This is a genomic window from Neobacillus drentensis, from assembly GCF_036965425.1.
Taxonomy (GTDB): Bacteria; Bacillota; Bacilli; order Bacillales; family Cytobacillaceae; genus Neobacillus; species Neobacillus drentensis_F.
In genome coordinates this window covers 35,735-54,842 of record NZ_JBALPP010000012.1, presented here as the reverse complement: position 1 = coordinate 54,842, position 19,108 = coordinate 35,735, and the positions used below count along the sequence as shown (strand labels likewise).

General features: G+C 38.8%; 18 protein-coding genes. 5 read left to right on the top strand and 13 right to left on the bottom strand.

What is annotated here, in order from left to right; genetic code table 11:
* Window positions 1-34: 34 nt before the first annotated feature.
* The 7 genes from perR to V7161_RS03135 form a co-directional block, all read right to left on the bottom strand.
* On the bottom strand, window positions 35-472 hold the full coding sequence (gene perR / locus V7161_RS03165; protein WP_223589805.1) for a peroxide-responsive transcriptional repressor PerR: 438 nt from the start codon (window positions 470-472) through the stop codon (window positions 35-37).
* A gap of 105 nt (window positions 473-577) precedes the next feature.
* Entirely contained in the window at window positions 578-1,132 is a 555-nt protein-coding gene (locus tag V7161_RS03160) for a cob(I)yrinic acid a,c-diamide adenosyltransferase (protein ID WP_335442238.1), read from the bottom strand.
* Window positions 1,133-1,373: 241 nt separating this feature from the next.
* Entirely contained in the window at window positions 1,374-1,841 is a 468-nt protein-coding gene (gene bcp / locus V7161_RS03155) for a thioredoxin-dependent thiol peroxidase (protein WP_335442237.1), read from the bottom strand.
* Between the two features lie 81 nt (window positions 1,842-1,922).
* Window positions 1,923-2,324, bottom strand: a complete 402-nt coding sequence (locus V7161_RS03150; RefSeq protein WP_335442236.1) for an ion channel — start codon at window positions 2,322-2,324, stop codon at window positions 1,923-1,925.
* Between the two features lie 70 nt (window positions 2,325-2,394).
* Window positions 2,395-3,180 (bottom strand): ABC transporter permease, encoded by a 786-nt coding sequence (locus tag V7161_RS03145; RefSeq protein WP_335442235.1) that lies wholly within the window; start codon window positions 3,178-3,180, stop codon window positions 2,395-2,397.
* Between the two features lie 3 nt (window positions 3,181-3,183).
* Complete coding sequence (locus V7161_RS03140; protein WP_335442234.1) at window positions 3,184-3,975, bottom strand: ABC transporter permease; 792 nt, start codon at window positions 3,973-3,975, stop codon at window positions 3,184-3,186.
* 18 nt (window positions 3,976-3,993) lie between these two features.
* Window positions 3,994-5,001: an ABC transporter ATP-binding protein gene (locus tag V7161_RS03135; RefSeq protein WP_335442233.1), complete on the bottom strand. Its 1,008-nt coding sequence runs from the start codon at window positions 4,999-5,001 to the stop codon at window positions 3,994-3,996.
* A gap of 156 nt (window positions 5,002-5,157) precedes the next feature.
* Between V7161_RS03135 and V7161_RS03130 the strand changes: the two genes are divergently transcribed.
* From V7161_RS03130 to V7161_RS03120, 3 genes are all read left to right on the top strand, one after another.
* Window positions 5,158-6,453: a glutamate-1-semialdehyde 2,1-aminomutase gene (locus V7161_RS03130; RefSeq protein WP_335442232.1), complete on the top strand. Its 1,296-nt coding sequence runs from the start codon at window positions 5,158-5,160 to the stop codon at window positions 6,451-6,453.
* 323 nt (window positions 6,454-6,776) lie between these two features.
* A complete protein-coding gene (locus V7161_RS03125) occupies window positions 6,777-11,246 on the top strand; it encodes a glutamate synthase-related protein (RefSeq protein WP_335442231.1) in 4,470 nt (1,489 codons plus the stop codon).
* A 189-nt stretch (window positions 11,247-11,435) separates the two neighbouring features.
* On the top strand, window positions 11,436-12,512 hold the full coding sequence (locus tag V7161_RS03120; protein ID WP_335442230.1) for an FUSC family protein: 1,077 nt from the start codon (window positions 11,436-11,438) through the stop codon (window positions 12,510-12,512).
* Between the two features lie 15 nt (window positions 12,513-12,527).
* Here the strand turns inward: V7161_RS03120 and V7161_RS03115 are convergent, their stop codons facing one another.
* The 5 genes from V7161_RS03115 to fabL form a co-directional block, all read right to left on the bottom strand.
* Window positions 12,528-14,294, bottom strand: a complete 1,767-nt coding sequence (locus V7161_RS03115; RefSeq protein WP_335442229.1) for an ABC transporter ATP-binding protein — start codon at window positions 14,292-14,294, stop codon at window positions 12,528-12,530.
* 77 nt (window positions 14,295-14,371) lie between these two features.
* A complete protein-coding gene (ntdP, locus tag V7161_RS03110) occupies window positions 14,372-14,902 on the bottom strand; it encodes a nucleoside tri-diphosphate phosphatase (protein WP_223589785.1) in 531 nt (176 codons plus the stop codon).
* 192 nt (window positions 14,903-15,094) lie between these two features.
* Window positions 15,095-15,352: a YgaB family protein gene (locus V7161_RS03105; protein ID WP_335442228.1), complete on the bottom strand. Its 258-nt coding sequence runs from the start codon at window positions 15,350-15,352 to the stop codon at window positions 15,095-15,097.
* A gap of 167 nt (window positions 15,353-15,519) precedes the next feature.
* Window positions 15,520-15,747, bottom strand: coding sequence for a gamma-type small acid-soluble spore protein (locus V7161_RS03100; RefSeq protein WP_335442227.1), 228 nt, complete (start codon window positions 15,745-15,747; stop codon window positions 15,520-15,522).
* Window positions 15,748-15,820: 73 nt separating this feature from the next.
* A complete protein-coding gene (gene fabL / locus V7161_RS03095) occupies window positions 15,821-16,570 on the bottom strand; it encodes an enoyl-[acyl-carrier-protein] reductase FabL (protein WP_335442226.1) in 750 nt (249 codons plus the stop codon).
* A 116-nt stretch (window positions 16,571-16,686) separates the two neighbouring features.
* Here fabL and V7161_RS03090 point away from each other — a divergent pair, with 116 nt between their 5' ends.
* Window positions 16,687-16,869: a hypothetical protein gene (locus V7161_RS03090; protein WP_335442225.1), complete on the top strand. Its 183-nt coding sequence runs from the start codon at window positions 16,687-16,689 to the stop codon at window positions 16,867-16,869.
* 37 nt (window positions 16,870-16,906) lie between these two features.
* Here V7161_RS03090 and mutY read toward each other — a convergent pair whose 3' ends face one another.
* Entirely contained in the window at window positions 16,907-18,001 is a 1,095-nt protein-coding gene (gene mutY, locus V7161_RS03085) for an A/G-specific adenine glycosylase (RefSeq protein WP_335442224.1), read from the bottom strand.
* 106 nt (window positions 18,002-18,107) lie between these two features.
* On the opposite strand from mutY, the gene V7161_RS03080 reads away from it, so the two are divergent.
* Window positions 18,108-19,088 carry a metal-dependent hydrolase gene (locus tag V7161_RS03080; protein WP_335442223.1) on the top strand — a complete coding sequence of 327 codons (981 nt, stop codon included), beginning with the start codon at window positions 18,108-18,110 and terminating at the stop codon, window positions 19,086-19,088.
* Window positions 19,089-19,108: the final 20 nt, after the last annotated feature.

Sequence of the window (19,108 nt, the reverse complement as noted above, 5' to 3'; positions counted from 1 at the left end):
AAGTCAACTCTTTTTATTTACGAAATAGGCAATTTTAATGTACTTCTTTACTCACACACTCAGGACAGGATCCGTAAATTTCCATGCGGTGATTTGCCACTTTAAACCCGGTAACATGTGAAGCTAGATGCTCCACCTCATCCAATCCAGGATAATGGAAGTCAACAATTTTTCCGCATGATTCACAAATTACATGATAATGGTGGGAGGTAACAAAATCAAAACGGCTTGATGCATCACCGTATGTTAATTCTTTTACAAGACCAACTTCACGAAATACTCGTAAATTATTGTAAACTGTCGCCACACTCATGTTAGGGAATTTTCCCTCCAGGGCTTTATAAATATCGTCTGCAGTAGGATGTGACATCGAGTTTATTAAATATTCAAGTATCGCATGACGTTGCGGAGTGATGCGTACCCCCGTTTCCTTTAAGGTATCCAACGCTTCTTTTAACTGGTTCATCGCCATGCACCTCTTTTCTAAAAAAGATTCTTAAATTATAATTGTTATAAATAGTTTACTAAGCAAGTAGTACTTTTGTCAACATTGTAATACCATTAACTAAAATGAAAGTTATTCTTTACTATGCAAAGTTAGTTCATTAGCCCCAAGCTGGTGGTTAACAAACCGAGCAGTCACAAACAAAAGGTCCGAAAGCCGGTTTAAGTATGCCAAGACTAGCGGATTGACATCATCCCCTATTGTAACTGCACACCTTTCTGCTCTCCTTGCAATAGTTCTCGCAACATGAAAGGCAGCACCCGCAGGATGTCCACCGGGTAATATAAAATTTGTTAATTCAGGTATGACTGTATTCCACTCATCTATTTGTTTCTCCATCTCTTCTATATCTGCGGAAACTAATGACCACTTCACTTCTTTCCCCTTTGGAGTTGCCAGCTCTGCGCCCACATGAAAGAGATTCGTTTGTATTTTATGATATACTTTTTCAATTATTTCTTTCCCTTGAAAATTTTCCTGTTTAAGATGACTTAATGCCAGCCCAATCATGGAATTCGTTTCATCACAGGTTCCGTATGCTTCTACCCTTAAATCATTCTTAGCAACCCTTTGCCCATAAATAAGAGAGGTAGTTCCCTTATCTCCAGTCTTTGTATAAATTTTCATTTGCTAATCCCCCTAGTTAAGGATATTAATATGTATTAAAACTTTTCCTTCATCATATCACCGTTTTAGACGTTTAGAAAACTTAAAACCATTCATTTCCCAGATTTCTGCATAAAAAAAGGGCCGCTTTGGACCCAAAATTTATCTGAGGAGGTATGCCCTAATAAAATGATATTCAGATACAAGTATCTTGCATTGGACAAAAGCCTTTTATATCAAAAATAGGCTAGAAAAAATCCACTTATTGATTCTCACGTATGTAGGATAATGCTTCTTCAACATGGCCCTTAACTTGAACTTTTCTCCACTCTTTTACGACTTTCCCATCTTTATCAATTATAAAGGTGGATCTTTCAATGCCCATGTATTCTTTTCCAAAGTTTTTCTTTAACTTCCAAACATCATAAGCTTCCGCTACCTTATGGTCAGTATCAGCAAGCAGCAGGAATGGCAATCCATACTTCTCCACAAATTTTTGGTGGCGATCAACGGGATCTGGACTGATCCCTAAAATAACGGCATTGACATCATTAAACTCCTGATATTGATCCCTGAAATCACACGCTTCCGTTGTACATCCAGGTGTCATATCTTTTGGATAAAAATAAAGCACTACGTTTTTCCCTTTTAATTGAGATAATGTAATGGTCTCACCATTGTTGGCATTTAAGGTAAAATCTGGTGCCAGCTTTCCTATTTCAACAGTCATTTTATTCACTCCAAATGTAAAATATTCCTATACATAGCTTAACCTTTCTTTCAAACCATAACAACTATCCAAATCGCCATATTATTTATCCCGTTCAAACATAACTTTAGCAACAAAAGCTGCGGGCAAGGTATAGCCAATTAACGCTTCCGTTACTGTAATGATTCTGCCAATACCATGGGGAATGACATCCCCATTTCCTACCGAAAAAAGAGTCATGGCACTAAAATAGAAGCTCGTTTCAAAAATATTATTCCTATTTTGCGGATTCACTTCTATTAAAATGGATATTCCAATTAATTCAAACAACAGGTAAATCAGGCCAAAGCCGATGATAACAGTTAAATAAACCGAACCTAAATAAAGAAAATTATCAACTGACACAAGCTTTCCCTTAACAGTATTCGGGATAAATAAAGTTCTTAAACTCATAAAAATACAAAAAATAACGACTGGCAGCAAGAAATAAAACAACTCATTCACCCCTAAATCAACGTGAGTTATTCTATTTCTATGCAGGCTTGTTCGATAAAATATCAAAATTGCGGAAGCATTAATTTCCTGCCCCTCTATATTTTTTTACTCCTTGATTCCAGAGAAGCACTGAAACGATAAAAAAGGTAATACCGATCACTGGTGTGATAAACGAATACCAATACCACTCTGTTTTTTCTAGAAAAAAAGCAGCAGGGTACACCCCGACAAACGCAAAAGGCAGCACCCATGTTAAGACAAAACGAATTAATTTGTTATAAATATTAACAGGATATCTCCCATAGTTACTAATATTGTACATCATCGGCATTAGGGAGGTTCTGGCATCGGCCCAAAAGCTGATGCAGGCAATCATAATAAAGACCCCTCCATACACAAGAGCACCTCCAGCAACGAAAACGACAAATAAGATAGGATCATACCACTCCACACTTAAGCCCAGCCTGCTCCCTGCATAAAACATGACCGCCAATCCCGTTATGGCACCTAGTAACGATTCCAATTCAATACGCTCGAGGATAATTTGAAAAAGACTGTGAATGGGCCTGGTTAAAATACGATCCAGTTCCCCTTTCACGATATACCGTTCATTAAAATCCCATATATTAAAAAAAGCAGAAAAAACCGCAAAAGGGACTAAGAAAAAACCATAGATAAAAATAATTTCGTCCCGGTTCCAGCCGTTCAGCAAATTGGTATGACCAAATACAACCAGGATAAAAACCAGATTAATGGCCTGCGATAACAAATCAGAGAAAAATTCTACAAATATATCAGCTCGATATTGAAGTCTCGTCTTTAAATATTGGGATATATATTGAAAAAACATGCTGAGATAAAACATCGATTAACCCCCTTGAATGATCAGCTGTTTCTTTGCCATATGCCACAATAATTGAATCGGGATGATTAAAACTATCACCCAAATGCATTGCTGCCCAATTGCTTCTATAGCCTGCTGCTGGGAGAAGCCTTTAGTAAATATCATACTTGGCAAATAACTGATTCCTTGAAATGGGAGAAATTTCATAAACTCCTGTGCCCAGCCAGGAAAAAAATTAATCGGAAGAAGAAGACCTGAGAACAAATCAATGACCACACGTTTAGCTCGTATAAGGCCTGTATTATTGTAAAGGAAGAAAGTCGTGATCCCTGTTAATAAATTTAGCTCTGTATTAATAAAAAAGCTTAAAAGGATGGAAACAGCAAATAACCCCCAAACGCTTAGGTCCCATGTAAACTCAATCGGGAACACAAAATAAACAATAATAAGGCCTGGTGCTGAGAAGAAAAATAATCTAAATATCCCTTCACCCAATCCTTGCATTGTTTTCATTCCTAGATAATTGTAAGGTCTGATCAGCTCAATCGCCACTTTTCCTTCCATGATTTCCATAGCCATTTCCCTGTCAAGGTTATTGAAGTAAAAGGCCCGTGCCATCCAAGAAACTGCCACATAGGTGGTCATTTGTACGACAGATAACCCCTGGATTTGCTCTTTCCCACCATAAATGGCTGACCATAAAAAGTAATAGGCTCCAATATTAATACCGTAAATGAGAATTCCTGTATAATAGTTTGTCCGGTAAGCCAGCATCATTAAAAAGCGGATTCTAATCATCTCTAAATATTTATCCATGCTACTTGCCACCTTTCATTAAACAGCACCTTTTTCATATATATTGCGAATGATTTCTTCTGTTGAGGTTGCATTAATTTTAATATCCTTAATTTTAAAGGCTGCAACCACTTTGGCAATCACTTGTGAAATAAGTTCATCATTATCCTCTAAGGACGCTGTAAAAATTTGCTCCTTTTCATCCAATTCCCACTTAACAGGTATTGCTTTTGTTAAATTTTTAACTGCAGCGATATCTACTTTTTCCAAAAATTGAAACTGCAGTTCTTTCCCTTCGCCCCATTTTTCCTGTAAGTTTCTTAAAGCCCCGTCATAGATGACCTTTCCTTCATCAAGCATTATCACGCGCTCACACAAAGCTTCAATATCAGATAAATCATGCGTCGTTAACAGAATCGTGGTGTTATATTTTTCATTGATTTCTTTTAAGAACTCACGAATTTTCAATTTAACCAAAACGTCCAGGCCAATGGTCGGCTCGTCCAAAAATAGTAATGGTGGGTTGTGAATTAAGGCAGCAGCCAGCTCACACCTCATCCTTTGACCAAGTGACAGTTTCCGAACCGGTTTATCGAGCAGAGGTTCAATATCCAGCGTTTTAATTACGTGATTCATATGATCGTCATATTGTTCATCCGTTACTTTATATACCTTTTTCAACAATCGGAAGGACTCTTGTACAGCGATATCCCACCATAATTGTGATCTTTGACCGAAAACGACACCAATGGTTTGGACGAATCTTTCCCGCTCTTTATGAGGATTCATACCATTTACAGAAATTTTGCCGGATGATGGAGTTAAGATGCCTGTCAGCATTTTTATCGTCGTTGATTTTCCCGCACCATTTTCACCGATATAGCCTACCATCTCCCCTTGTTTGACTGTAAAACTGATATCATTTACAGCTGGGACAACTTTATAGTTTCTAGTTAATAAATCTCTAAACGCACCCTTCAATCCCGTCCGACTTGAATATGCTTTAAATTCTTTTCGTAAGTTTTCTACTTCTATTGCGTTATTCATTCTTCAACCTCCTGAAACTTGCCCTATTTAGTTTAGCCAAATAGGGTGGTATAAACAACTATCGAGCCTTCCTATGAATTTTCTAATTTTTAAAACAGATAAAACTAATGAAAAAAAGTGCTAAAATAGATAAGAAAAATATAAGGAGGTAAAATTGTGCAATTTACCAATTCAGAACGATTACATAATGAAGCTTTAGAACATATCGTAGGCGGAGTAAACAGCCCATCGCGCTCCTATAAAGCAGTGGGCGGCGGTGCTCCAGTGGCGATGGAGCGTGCCCAAGGTGCATACTTCTGGGACGTGGATGGCAATCAATTTATCGATTACCTAGCAGCATATGGACCAATTATTACCGGGCATGCCCACCCGCATATCACCGAAGCCATTAAAAGTGCGGCAGAAAGTGGAGTCCTTTACGGAACCCCAACACCCCATGAGGTAAAATTCGCAAAAATGTTAAAAAATGCCATCCCTTCATTAGATAAAGTCCGCTTTGTTAATTCAGGAACAGAAGCAGTCATGACAACAATCCGCGTGGCTCGAGCATATACCGGGCGGGATAAAATCATCAAATTTGCTGGGTGTTATCACGGCCACTCTGACCTTGTCCTTGTTGCTGCAGGATCAGGCCCATCCACTCTCGGAACCCCGGATTCCGCCGGTGTTCCAAAAAGTATTGCTCAAGAAGTGATCACAGTACCATTTAATGATATTGAACCTTTTAAAGAAGCATTAGATAAGTGGGGCGACCAAATTGCAGCGGTTTTAGTGGAACCCATCGTCGGTAACTTCGGTATTGTTGAGCCAAAACCAGGCTTCCTGCAGCAAGTAAATGACCTGACACATGCTGCTGGTGCACTTGTCATTTACGATGAAGTTATAACGGCTTTCCGGTTTATGTATGGCGGCGCCCAGGACCTTTTAGGCATTCAGCCAGACCTTACTGCGCTCGGAAAAATAATCGGAGGCGGATTGCCAATCGGTGCTTATGGCGGACGGAAGGAAATCATGGAAAAAGTAGCTCCTCTTGGTCCTGCCTACCAAGCAGGAACGATGGCAGGAAATCCTGCGTCGATTCTTTCTGGAATCGCCTGCCTTGAAGTTTTAAAGCAGGAAGGCGTATATGATTATCTTGATCGTTTAGGGGCAATGCTGGAAGAGGGAATTTTAGAAGCAGCGAAAGAAAATGATATTCAAATAACGATAAATCGTTTAAAAGGTGCATTTACTGTTTATTTTACAAATGAAACAATTGAAAACTATGAGCAAGCTGAGAATACGGATGGAGAAATGTTCGCCAAATTCTTCAAACTTATGCTTCACCAAGGAATCAACCTTGCCCCATCAAAATACGAAGCATGGTTCTTAACCATAGCACACACTGAAGAGGATGTTGAGGCAACCTTACACGCAGTACGAAATGCATTTTTTTCACTAAAGGACGAATAAATATACATTTTTTATGCACTGCCGGGAGTGGAAATCACTCCCTTTTATTTTTGAATCATTCATGAAAACGGTTACATAGACAACTTTCCTCATTTATCCATCACTTAAATACCTTCATTTTTTTATCCAAATCTTTGTATATTTATTTGATTTCTGAAAATTCATATGATACTATTAAATTATTATTTTTATTTTTCCCTTTAACTCATTGCCTCAATAAAGAATCGCATCATTACTAACAGAACAAAATTATTTTCACAAAATAAAAAGTTTCATAGGAGGTGAAGCGGCTTCCTAAGGTTTTTCCGAAGAAGCCCAATAAAATGACACAAAGATGGACCCCTTCCCTATTTAAAGATTTTCATAAACACGAACACGATGCCTGCGGAATCGTTGCTTGCCTTGAAAAAAGTAAGCGTCCTACGAGAAAAAATATTTTCGACTGTATCGATGCACTTGTAACAATGAACCATCGTGCCGGCTTCATCAATGGTGAAGGCGATGGTGTTGGTATTCATACTGATATTCCTGTTAAACTCTGGAAAGAAAAATTGCGCCAAGCAGGCCTTGACCCATTACTAGCTGAAAAAGAGGAATTTTCGGTAGGCCACGTCTTTATCAGCCAGAAAGTTAACTGGGAATCTACTAAACAAGAACTACAACAAAAACTGGAAAAATATGAATTAGAATTAATTTTCGAGACGGATGAGGTTACAGATTCATCTGCGCTTGGACCGATTGCGATTCAAGAAAATCCTGTTTTTTGGCAATTCGCCTGTCTTTCAGCCAAAAAAGGCCAAGAACTTACCAAGCTTCTATTTGAAGCACTAGTTGATATTGAAAAAAATGAGCACGTCCATGTTGCTTCATTAAGTCAAAATCATGTTGTCTATAAAGTAATGGGCGCTGGAGATATTCTTCCACGATACTATCATGACCTAGCTAATCCTCTCGTTGCTTCAACGATGACACTAGGCCATAATCGTTATTCAACGAATACTCTTTCAAGCTTTTTCCGTGTTCAGCCTTTTAGTGTACTTGGCCATAACGGTGAAATTAATACAATCGCCAAGCTTCGCGACGAAGCAAAAATGATTGATGTTCCACTTGTTAAAGACGGAAGCGACTCTCAGGATTTAAGCCGAACAATGGAAACATTGATTTGCCGGGAAGGATATTCCCTATTTGAAGCAATGGACCTCTTGTTCCCGCCAATCGTGAACGAAATTAAGGCATATTCAAGTGAGCTGCAAGATTTATATACCTATTTAAGAGAAGCATGGGGTCACTTTGCTCAAGGCCCTGCAGGAATTATCTCACGCTATGCGGATGAAGCAGTATTCAGTGTCGATGCACTTGGCTTACGTCCACTTTGGATGCTTGAAATTGAGACATCCTATCTCTTCTCCTCTGAACCTGGTATTATTCCATCTAGTGAATATGTAAATGATCCTAAGCCATTAGCGCCTGGTGAAAAGGTAGGTTTCAAATGGGATGGAGAACAATTGGAAGTTTACGAGCAAGCTCGTTATCAAAATGAAGTATACAGCCGTTTTTCAAACCGTATAAATTTAAGTGAGTCTAGATTACGTTTACAGCCGCCTGCATTGAATAAAACCGTAACGATGAATTATCCTGATAAAATTCATAACGGTCAATACAAGTCTTTTGGCTGGGAGAGGGATCACATCCAGTTGATCGAACAAATGGCTGAAAAAGGAATTGAGCCTATTCGCTCCCTTGGCCATGATGCACCACTTGCCGCACTTAATCCAGAACGCATTAATATTGCAGATTATATAAAAGAAAGCGTTGCGGTTGTAACCAACCCTGCAATTGACCGTGATCGTGAAACAGAACATTTCTCAACACGTGTCATTATTGGCAAACGCCCTACACTATTCGTAAAAGAAGAAACAGAAACGGTTGTTGAATTGACTACACCCCTTTTATTAGAGGGAAAAGCAGGTTACACTTGTTCAGAGTCCATCGGACAGCCTAGCTTTGATCAACTTGTACAACATTTCCAAGAACAGAAACTAGTTGCGTTTATCTCAACCACATTCTATAAAGACGAGGAAATCGATGAAGCTCTAGAAAGACTTTCTGCTGAAGCCGTGCAAGCTGTTCAAGCAGGAAAAACCTTACTTGTTCTTGATGATGCTAAAGCCCATCAAGAAGATTCGTACTGGATTGACCCGCATTTAGTTACTTCGGCGATTGATCAAGCATTAGTTGAAGCAGAGTTAAGAAGAGATTGTTCTTTATTGCTGCGTTCAGGAGCGATTCGTTCTCTGCATGATATTATTACTGTTTTTGGATTAGGAGCAGATTTAATCAGCCCTTATTACATGTTCTTAACGGTTTTGGATGAATCCACTACACCGTTAACCAACTTATATAGCGCATTAACGAAAGGTTTAGAAAAAGTAATCTCTACCATCGGTATTCATGAGTTAAGAGGCTATGGCCGATTATATTCAAGTATTGGCTTACATGAATCCGTTGCAAAAGTATTAAATATTGTTAACTTTTTTGGATCAGAAGAAATCAATTCTGGCTTTGATGCCATGAAGCTGGATGCTTTAAAAAGAGCAGAAGATTACAATAACGATAAAGAACGTGTTGGAAAAACGTTCCACCTCTTCCCGCGTATCTGGAAAGCAATTGGCGAGGTAGCGTCTACTGGTGACTATGGTGCTTATCGCGATAAAATCACTGAACAAGAAACGGAAAACCCAACAACAATTCGTCATTTAGTTCAGGTAAAGCAAGGTAATAAAGCAGTTTCACCAAGTGAAGTTGATATTCGTGTCGGAGAACATGATTTACCATTTATCATTTCTTCTATGTCCTTTGGATCACAAAATGAGATTGCCTTCCGAGCTTATGCTGAGGGTGCAGACCGCTTAAATATGGTCAGTCTGAATGGAGAAGGCGGAGAAATCAAGGATATGCTCGGCAAATATCCGAAGACGCGCGGTCAACAGATTGCATCCGGACGTTTTGGTGTTAACGCAGAACTGTTAAACTCATCAAATCTGTTAGAAATTAAAATTGGTCAAGGAGCGAAGCCTGGAGAAGGCGGACATTTACCTGGCTCAAAGGTAACTGCTAAAGTGGCTGCTGCCCGTAATGCCACACTAGGTTCTGACTTGATTTCACCATCAAACAACCATGACATCTATTCGATTGAAGATTTAGCACAAATGATTCAAGAATTAAAGACGGCTAACGATCAAGCAAAAATTGCTGTTAAGGTACCTGTCGTACCAAATATCGGAACCATTGCAGTCGGTATCGCCAAAGCGGGGGCGGATATTATCACGTTAAGTGGATTTGATGGAGGCACAGGAGCTGCGAGAATTCATGCGTTGCAGCACGTTGGATTACCTGTTGAAATTGGCGTGAAAGCGGCACATAATGCCCTCCTTGAGAGCGGACTACGTCACAAAGTGGAACTTTGGGCTGACGGCGGAATGAAGAGTGCCAAGGACGTTATCAAAATTATGCTTCTTGGTGCAAACCGAGTTGGTTTTGGAACATTATCGATGCTTGCAATTGGCTGTACAACTTGCCGCGGCTGTCACTTAGATACATGTCATGTTGGTATTGCCACCCAAATTGAAACGGAAGCACAAGCAAAGGATCACGGTCTGCGCCGATTTGTACCGCGACAATTAGATTTAGCGGTTCAAGGCATCATGAACCTGTTCACTGCTTTCGCTTCAGAATTAAAGGAACTCGCTGCTTCAGCTGGAATCAAAAATCTCCAAGATGCAGTCGGTCATTCCGAATTATTAGAGCAGTTTAAAGGAGAAGGTCAGCTTAACCTCTCTCATTTGCTTAAACCTTTAGAAATCAGCCAATTTGCGAAAGTGGAAGCATCCAAATCCATTTCGGAAGCGCAAATGCAAGTAGCTGTGGGTGCAGAATATCTCGATGGAAGTGTAGAACAGCTTCATTCATCTAGAGAATTCGCAAGTGTTACTTCTGAACAGCGTGTACTTGGAAGCCGTGTTTCCTGTCACCGTGTTCGCGGCAGACTTGACGGTTCTTACAAACAGCTTCCTCCTGTACAACTAAAGTATAAGGAAGGATCGATTCCTGGAAACGGACTTGGTGCTTATAACAGTGAAGGCATTGAAATCACTGTTAACGGCGGCGGTCAGGACGGGGTTGGTAAAACGTCATTTGGCGGAAATATCCATGTCCTTAAGTCTAAAGGTAAAAATGGTTATTTCTATAATGGTTCTGTTGGAAAGGGCTTTGGATATGGGGCTCAAAAAGGTCTCCTAGTTGCCCAAGGAAATGCTGATGCCCGTGCGGGAATCCGATTATCAGGTGCAGATTTAATCATTGGCGGACAAGTGAAAAAGCCGCTTCCAGAAAAAGAAGCCGGCAACATTGGGTCTAATGCTAATATTAAAGGTTTTGCCTTTGAATATATGACAAATGGCCGCGGTCTTGTATTAGGAGATCCAGGACCTTGGATTTGTGCGGGTATGACCGGTGGCGTTGTCTATTCACGACTTCAGCCTGAAATGGGTCTAACGAAAGATGCCCTCAAGAAAAGAATTGCAAAAGGTGCAAAGGTATCTGTCGCTGATTTAAATGATAATGGAATACAAGATATCACTGATTTATTAACAAAGTATACTGACCTTCTCGAGCAAAACGGTCAGCCGGAAGAAGCAAACGATCTTCGTTCTTTATTAACAAACCTGGAAGATCATTTCGTTCAGATTCTTCCAGTTAAGGAACAAGCTGATCCATCCGTATCAACCGAGTGATTTATTAGTTACCAAAAAACGCCCGCTTTTAGCCAAGCGGGTGTTTTTTTGTCACATATTTTTGGAACAATAAGTAAAAAAATTCATATAATTTCTCTTGATTAAATGCATGATTCCATGTATAGTACAGTATTGTTATTTATGAGTAAAAAAAAGATAACTACTTATTTTGAAAGGAAACTATTTATAATGAAGTTAGGTGCCCGCATTTTCAAAACGGGAATAGCTATTGTTTTATCACTATACTTAGCCCAACTATTACATTCACCTTCCCCAGTCTTTGCCGCCATTGCTGCGATATTTGCTATTCAGCCAACGATATACCGTTCCTATTTAACAATCATTGAACAGATTCAAGGTAATATTATTGGAGCTATAATGGCAGTAATTTTTGTTCTTGTGCTAGGTAATCATTATATTGTTGTCGGCCTGGCAGCGATCATCGTCATTCTACTAAATCTAAAGCTGAAACTCGAGAAAAACATTGGTCTTTCACTGGTAACATTAATTTCAATAATGGAAATACAAAGCGGAAGCTTTATTCAGTTTGCAGGAATTCGTTTCTCCACGATTATGATTGGGGTATTTTCAGCGTTCATAGTTAATCTCGTATTTATGCCGCCAAAATATGAAAATAAGCTCTATTTAAAAATAGCCGACACGACCGAAGAGATTATTCGGTGGATTCGATTAAGTACACGTCATGATTTCGATCATCAACTTCTCAAAACAGATATTGAAAAGTTAAAGGACAGTTATATTAAAATCAGTCAATTTTATTTAATGTATAAAGAAGAACGAAGCTATTTTAAAAGGATTACTTTAGAAAAGTCTCGGAAGCTTGTTATTTATCGACAAATGACTTCTGCTGCCAAAAAAGCGCTTGATACGTTAAAAAAGCTTCATCGTTTTGAAAATGATCTGTTACACCTGCCTGAAAATTTTCAGCAATCGATTCAGGAACAATTGGATTGTTTGATTTATCAGCATGAGCAGCTAATGCTAAGGTTTATTGGTAAAATCCCAACCCACCCAACCTATTCAGAAGGAAATGTTTGTTTAAACAAAAAAGAATTATTTGACTTATTTTTATCGCATCAAAAGGAATATGCCGAGGAAGATCCTCCACATATGTATCACATTATGCAAATCGTTGCATCAATCATTGACTATAGTGAACAGGTCGAACATCTTGATACTTTGATTACAAGTTTTCATTCCTATCATGAAAATGAAGTTTCCATTGAGGAACCTCATAACGAATAAAAACCGAAGTGGAATTTACTCCACTTCGGTTTCTTTATGTTCAAGAAGTTGAACTTGAAATAATTTAAAATAGTTCCCTTGCTTCGCCATTAGTTCTTCATGTGTTCCGACTTCAACAATTTGGCCATGTTCAATCAGAACAATGCGATTCGCATGAGTGATGGTCGATAACCGGTGTGCCACAATAAAGGTTGTACGGTCCTTTGCAAGCTCTTCGAGGGATTCTTGAATCGAATGTTCACTTTCTAAGTCAAGAGCCGACGTCGCTTCATCTAAAATGAGGATAGGCGGGTTTTTCAAAAATACCCGTGCAATGGCAATCCGCTGCTTTTGACCCCCCGAAAGCTTTACACCCCTTTCCCCTACCTTTGTATTATATCCTTCAACAAGATTCATGATAAATTCATGTGCATTAGCGGCTTTTGCTGCCTGGTAAACTTCTTCCTCCGTTGCCCATGGTTTTCCCAATAAAATATTATCCTTCACTGATTCACTAAATAGAATATTATCTTGAAACACAACCCCAATTTTATCCCGTAAAGTTTGAACCTTAAACTGACGAATATCTACACTATCGAGAGTAATCTTTCCTTTGGTTACGTCGTAAAAACGCGGAATTAAACTAACAAGCGTTGATTTTCCGCCGCCGCTCATTCCAACAAGTGCAATGGTTTCTCCCTTTTTTACATCAATGGTAATATCTTTAAGAACTGGTTCCTCATTTTCATTATAGGAAAAGGATACATCCTCAAAAGAAATATCACCGTGTACATTGGTACACTCTTTCGAATCCGGCTCGTCAACAATATCATATTTTTCATCCAATAATTCAAAAACACGGTCCATTGAAGCAAAGGATTGTGTAACAGTGGTTGAAGAGTTAACCAGTCTTCTTAAGGGATTATAAAGCTTATCAATATAAGCAAAAAACGCCACCATCGTACCAAGTGATAGCTGATGTTGAATAACTAAATATGCTGAATATCCTATCACAATTAATGGTGCGATATCTGTAATTGTGTTTACAGCAGAAAAGGACTTTGCGTTCCAGCTCGTGTGCTGCAAGGCTTTTTCTAAAAAGTTTTTATTTTGCTTATCAAACTGGGTTTGTTCATACTCTTCAATCGCAAAACTCTTGATGACAGGCATCCCTTGCACCCGTTCATGAAGGTAGCTTTGAACCTCCGCAAGAGCTTGCGAACGAACCCTTGTTAACCTCCGTAAATTCCCAAAAAAGTATCTAATGGAAATAGCATAGAGTGGAAACAGCAAAATCGAAATTAAAGTTAATTTAACATTCATTGAAAACATAAGAATAATGGCAATTACAATTGTTGCGATATCCAGCCACAGGTTCATCAACCCTGTCACAACAAACGTTTTCGTTTGCTCAACATCATTTATAACACGAGAAATGATTTCTCCTGCCCGGGTATTTGCATAATACTTAAAGCTAAGCTTTTGAATATGTTTATACATCGTATCACGAAGATCATATAAGATTTTACTTGATGTCCACTGGGCAAAATACTGCCGGTAATACTCAATCGGCGGCCTAAGAATCACAAAAACAACAATCATCACACCCAAAATCAGCATTAATTTATGTATTTTTTCATCAGCTGATAAGGAGTGATTTCCAATGATATCATCCACTACATATTTTATTAAAATAGGGATAATAAGTGGAATCGAGAATTTTATGACTCCAATGATGATTGTTCCGAAGATTTGCCATTTGTATGGCTTTACAAATTGAAGATATCTTTGAATACTATTCAATCTTTTGTGGCCCCCTCTCTTTTTTCGATAAGCACGTAAAAACCTGTTGATAAAATCAACAGGCACCTACGCTACCCTTAACGTCTATATGTTAAATAACGCTCATACCAAATATCAATAAAATCTGGTGCAAATGGGCCATTTCTTTGCCGAATCCATTGAATCAATTTATCAACGTTTCGCTTGAGAATTTGGTCTATCACATCCGGATAATTCATTTCGCGGCGATGCCGCTCATACTCATCTTCGTCTAGCAAATTAAACGTCATATCAGGATACACCTTTATATCAAGATCATAATCAATATATTTAAGTGCTTCACCATCAAAAATAAACGGTGAACTGATATTACAGTAATAATAAATGCCGTCTTCACGGATCATTCCAATTACATTAAACCAGTATTGTGAATGGAAGTAACAAATGGCAGGTTCCCTTGTAATCCACGTTCTACCATCTGATTCTGTTACCAATGTCCGATCATTTCCACCAATCACTAAATGCTGTGACCCTTTTAAAACGGTTGTTTCTTCCCAGACGCGATGGATGTGCCCATTGTGTTTGTAGCTATGTATTTGCATCGGTTCACCTTCGATGGGTACGCCCATGTTCTCCCCTACCTTCATTACTGAACGCTTTGTAACCTATTCTTTGAAATATAATGACAAAAGGCAACAAAGAAAATTCCTATTTTCTATTATTATAACGGTTGAGAACAGAATTTAAAACAAAAGAGCCACATTTCAAGTGGCTCTTTGTAAAAATTTGCGAATTTTTCTCTTCATTTTCATTATTATTCATTACAAGGAAGGAGTTAAGCTTGATTCCCGATATGAATTAATAACCTCTTCTGTCTGTTTTTCAAACATAGACTGAATTTCTTTCAACTCTTTTTTCATAAGTTGAATATCAGTTTGAATACTTTCAAGATCGGTTTCGTTCTGTAATGACTGCAGTTCTTCTTCAATTTGCTGACAACGTTCAAGTTCAGCCTGAAGATATAATAATTTTTCCATCGTTGCCATTTGTTCGGAAACTAATCGGTTAAAATGATTCATTTCCCTCACCGCCTTATTATTTGTACCTAATATGTATTCTGGAACAAACTTTAATTCCCTTTGACTACTTATGTAGACAAAAAGGAAGTTTTGTCGAATAGGAAAAGCAGTCCGCACAAGAAGAAGGCACTCTTTCGATTGGAAGAGTGCCTTCAAATAAAATGTTATTAGCTTTGGCCGAATTGACCAGCGTTGCCTTGACCTTTACGAGCTTGAGATTGTTGGTTTTGTGCTCTTACTTCAGCAGCATTTGTTTCACTCGCAAATTCAGTACCAAATTGGCCAGCTGCACCAGCTGCACCCGCACCAGCTTGGGATTGAGCATTTTGTTGTCTTACTTCCTGGATGTTTGTTCCAGATGAAGTTTTGTTTGGCTGTTGATTGAAGTTTGCCATTGTAATCACCTCCACGAATATTAATGTATCCCTGCTTCGTGAAGATTATCCAAAAAAAATTATTTAAAAATAATTAAACGAGTAATGAGATTCCTCCATCAACGATGATGGTTTGTCCACGAATCATACTTGAATCATCAGATAATAAGAACATTACGGTGTTTACCATATCCTCAATTTCAACCATTCTCCCAGCAGGAGTTTTTTCTTTTGCTTCTAGAAGCAACTCCTCCCGATTAGGGAAATGCTTTAATGCTTCTGTATCTACCGCACCGCCGGAAACGGCATTTACAACAATATTTTTTGGTGCCAGTTCAATCGCTAAATACCTTGTCAATGCTTCGAGGGCTGCTTTTGATACGCCTACCACAGTATAATTCTTTAGATACCGTATCGACCCTAGAGAACTTATGCTGACAATCTTCCCTCCACCATTTTTCTCCATCAATTTTGCCGCTTCCTGGCCGCAAAATAAAAGAGCTTTGCTATTGATGTTCAAGGTCCAATCCCAATGTGATTCTTCCAGCTCCATAATCGGGCGCTGCACACCGGAAGCCGCGTTATTGACAAATACATCTAAGCGGCCAAATTCCTGTTCAATTTGGGCGAACATATCTTTAATTTTGTCTACATCTCCAACATTGGCTTTGATTATTAAGGCTTTTCTGCCTAATGCCTCAACCTGTTCAGCTGTTTCTAAGGCACCCTTCTTACTTCTCGCATAATTAATGACAATATCATATCCCGCTTCAGCAAGCCGAAGGGCAGTTGCCTTTCCGATTCCTCTGCTGCTTCCAGTAATTAATGCTACTTTTTGTGTCATTTTCCTTTTCCTTTCCTCAATCAAGTATAGCTTCTATTTTAGCTTTTCCATGAATAGAAGACAATTAATAGACCAAACACTAAGGGAAAATACCATAAAGAAGGGATGAAAGTTTTATGTATGCAGGAAGGGATATGACAGAGCTTTCAATGATGGCTAAATCTGACTGGAAGGATAACGAGCTTGCTTTTTTTCATCACTCTCTGCAGCAAATTGCCCCCTATTTAAATAGCGAGGGGCAAACCATACACAGAGAAATTATCGAAGAAATTGAAAATCGCGGAGGAATCAAACACTAGAAAAAAAGAACGCCGTAACAAGGTCACGGCGTTCTTCCTATTTTTGTTCCTGATAAAGCTTTAACATTTTTTGATAGGAAACAGGAAAAGCGTATTCTTCCATTTCCGCTAACGAAACAAGCCGCCATTCATCACTTTCTACAAACTCGGAACATATTTTACCTGTATACACTTTAATATTCCAAACTAAATGTGAAAAAACATGCTCAATTTGGCCGATAATTTGATCAAGCTTGACGGATAAATTCAGAGATTGATTAAATTGAACGGCAACTTGCTCGCGATCAACCTGCAATGGATGAACAATCTCAATGTTTGGAAATTCCCATAGATTTGCAAGTAATCCTGACGAGGGCCGTTTATGAATGACAATCTTCCCATTTTCAGCTAAAAGAATAGCGGAAGCTAATTGTACATGACGTGTTTTTGTTTTTTTCGTTTTCACTGGCAGCTCACTTTGTACACCTTCATGAAACCCGTGGCAATGTTCACGAACTGGGCATAATAAACATGATGGAGAGGTTGGGGTACAAATCAATGCCCCTAATTCCATTAAAGCTTGGTTAAAGGCAGACGGATCATCATGTGATATCAATTCCCGAACCGCATTTTCAAAAATTTTTCGTGTCGATGGTTTCACAATATCTTCCCAAATAGAAAGTATTCTTGATAAAACGCGCATAACATTGCCATCAACAGCAGGTTCTGGAACTCCATAGGCAATGCTTAAAATAGCACCTGCGGTATAAGGTCCGACCCCCTTAAGTTTCGCAATTTCTTCAGGGGTGCTGGGTACTTTACTATTATAATTCTCTTTTACTTCCTTAACTGCAGACTGCAAATTCCGAACTCTTGAGTAATAACCAAGTCCTTCCCATGCTTTTAGAACTTTATCTTCTTCCGCTTCGGCTAAGTCTTCGATGGTGGGAAACCATTCGATAAAGCGATTAAAATAGGGAATGACAGTATCTACTCTTGTTTGCTGCAGCATTATTTCTGATACCCAGACCTTATATGGATCCTGATCTTTCCTCCAGGGAAGGTCCCGCTGTTCCGCCTTAAACCAAGAAATTAAATCATTTTGAAAAGCATTTATATTGATTTCTGTAATATTTTTTAGTTCAATTAACATAACTTTAAGCCCTCCGTAAAAAACTAGCAAAAAGAAAAGCATTTTCATTTTACAATAAGTTAATTTTTCTATTATGACAAGAACATTTTGAAGGAGGATATTCCGTTTGGATACTGGAACTCATGTTGTCATGGGCATTGCACTGGGTGGTCTTGCAACCCTCGATCCAGCGGTGGCCGCCAGCCATGCTGCTACAACCAGTGTTTTAATTGCAACAATAGCAGGTTCACAAATACCAGATATTGACACTGTTTTAAAACTAAGAAATAATGCCATTTATATTCGAAATCATCGCGGAGTGACCCATTCTATTCCCGCGGTCATCCTGTGGCCGCTCTTAATTGTCGCAGTCATTTACCCTTTTTTTCAGGGGGCCAATCTCCTTCATCTCTGGGCATGGACCTTTGCTGCCGTATTTATCCATGTATTCGTTGATATATTTAATGCATACGGAACTCAGGCATTAAGGCCCTTCTCCTCAAAATGGGTGGCGCTCGGTGTGATTAATACCTTTGATCCGATCATATTTGGAATTCACGTTGTTGGGATCTTCATTTGGATATTAGGAGCAAATCCAGGCTATACTTTTCTGATTATGTATGCAGTTATCATCGTCTACTATTTAAGAAGGTATCAGGCTAAAAGGAGAGTATTAGTTGAGGTAAGAACCCTGATTCCTGATGCAACGGAAATTATAATTGCTCCAACCATGAAATTTCATCAGTGGCGAATTGCTGCCATGAATAAAAGCATGTTTTTTGTTGGCAGGTCCGAAGATAAAAAAGTAGAAATTCTGGATCGTTTTAAACGTGTTCCAGTTCCACAAACACCCTTAATTGAAGCAGCGAAAAAGGATGACAATATTTCCGCTTTTCTTTCATTCTCTCCGGTCTATCGTTGGGAAATAGATGAATTCACTGATTATTATGAGGTCCGTTTTATTGATTTGCGCTATCGAAGCAATGGTCATTATCCCTTTGTAGCTGTGGTGCAATTAGATTGTAATCTAAACCGAATTACCTCTTATACAGGCTGGGTGTTCAGCGAAAAGAAATTGCGAAAAAAATTAGGGATTATCCCAAGTTAAAAAGCAAGTGGCCAATAATC

Coding starts and splice junctions, on each gene's coding strand:
- V7161_RS03140 (WP_335442234.1), bottom strand. CDS start 3,975: ATGGATAAATATTTAGAGATGATTAGAATCCGCTTTTTAATGATGCTG.
- fabL (WP_335442226.1), bottom strand. CDS start 16,570: ATGACACAAAAAGTAGCATTAATTACTGGAAGCAGCAGAGGAATCGGA.
- V7161_RS03160 (WP_335442238.1), bottom strand. CDS start 1,132: ATGAAAATTTATACAAAGACTGGAGATAAGGGAACTACCTCTCTTATT.
- V7161_RS03120 (WP_335442230.1), top strand. CDS start 11,436: ATGAAGTTAGGTGCCCGCATTTTCAAAACGGGAATAGCTATTGTTTTA.
- bcp (WP_335442237.1), bottom strand. CDS start 1,841: ATGACTGTTGAAATAGGAAAGCTGGCACCAGATTTTACCTTAAATGCC.
- mutY (WP_335442224.1), bottom strand. CDS start 18,001: ATGTTAATTGAACTAAAAAATATTACAGAAATCAATATAAATGCTTTT.
- V7161_RS03100 (WP_335442227.1), bottom strand. CDS start 15,747: ATGGCAAACTTCAATCAACAGCCAAACAAAACTTCATCTGGAACAAAC.
- perR (WP_223589805.1), bottom strand. CDS start 472: ATGGCGATGAACCAGTTAAAAGAAGCGTTGGATACCTTAAAGGAAACG.
- ntdP (WP_223589785.1), bottom strand. CDS start 14,902: ATGGGCGTACCCATCGAAGGTGAACCGATGCAAATACATAGCTACAAA.
- V7161_RS03105 (WP_335442228.1), bottom strand. CDS start 15,352: ATGAATCATTTTAACCGATTAGTTTCCGAACAAATGGCAACGATGGAA.
- V7161_RS03135 (WP_335442233.1), bottom strand. CDS start 5,001: ATGAATAACGCAATAGAAGTAGAAAACTTACGAAAAGAATTTAAAGCA.
- V7161_RS03090 (WP_335442225.1), top strand. CDS start 16,687: ATGTATGCAGGAAGGGATATGACAGAGCTTTCAATGATGGCTAAATCT.
- V7161_RS03145 (WP_335442235.1), bottom strand. CDS start 3,180: ATGTTTTATCTCAGCATGTTTTTTCAATATATATCCCAATATTTAAAG.
- V7161_RS03125 (WP_335442231.1), top strand. CDS start 6,777: ATGACACAAAGATGGACCCCTTCCCTATTTAAAGATTTTCATAAACAC.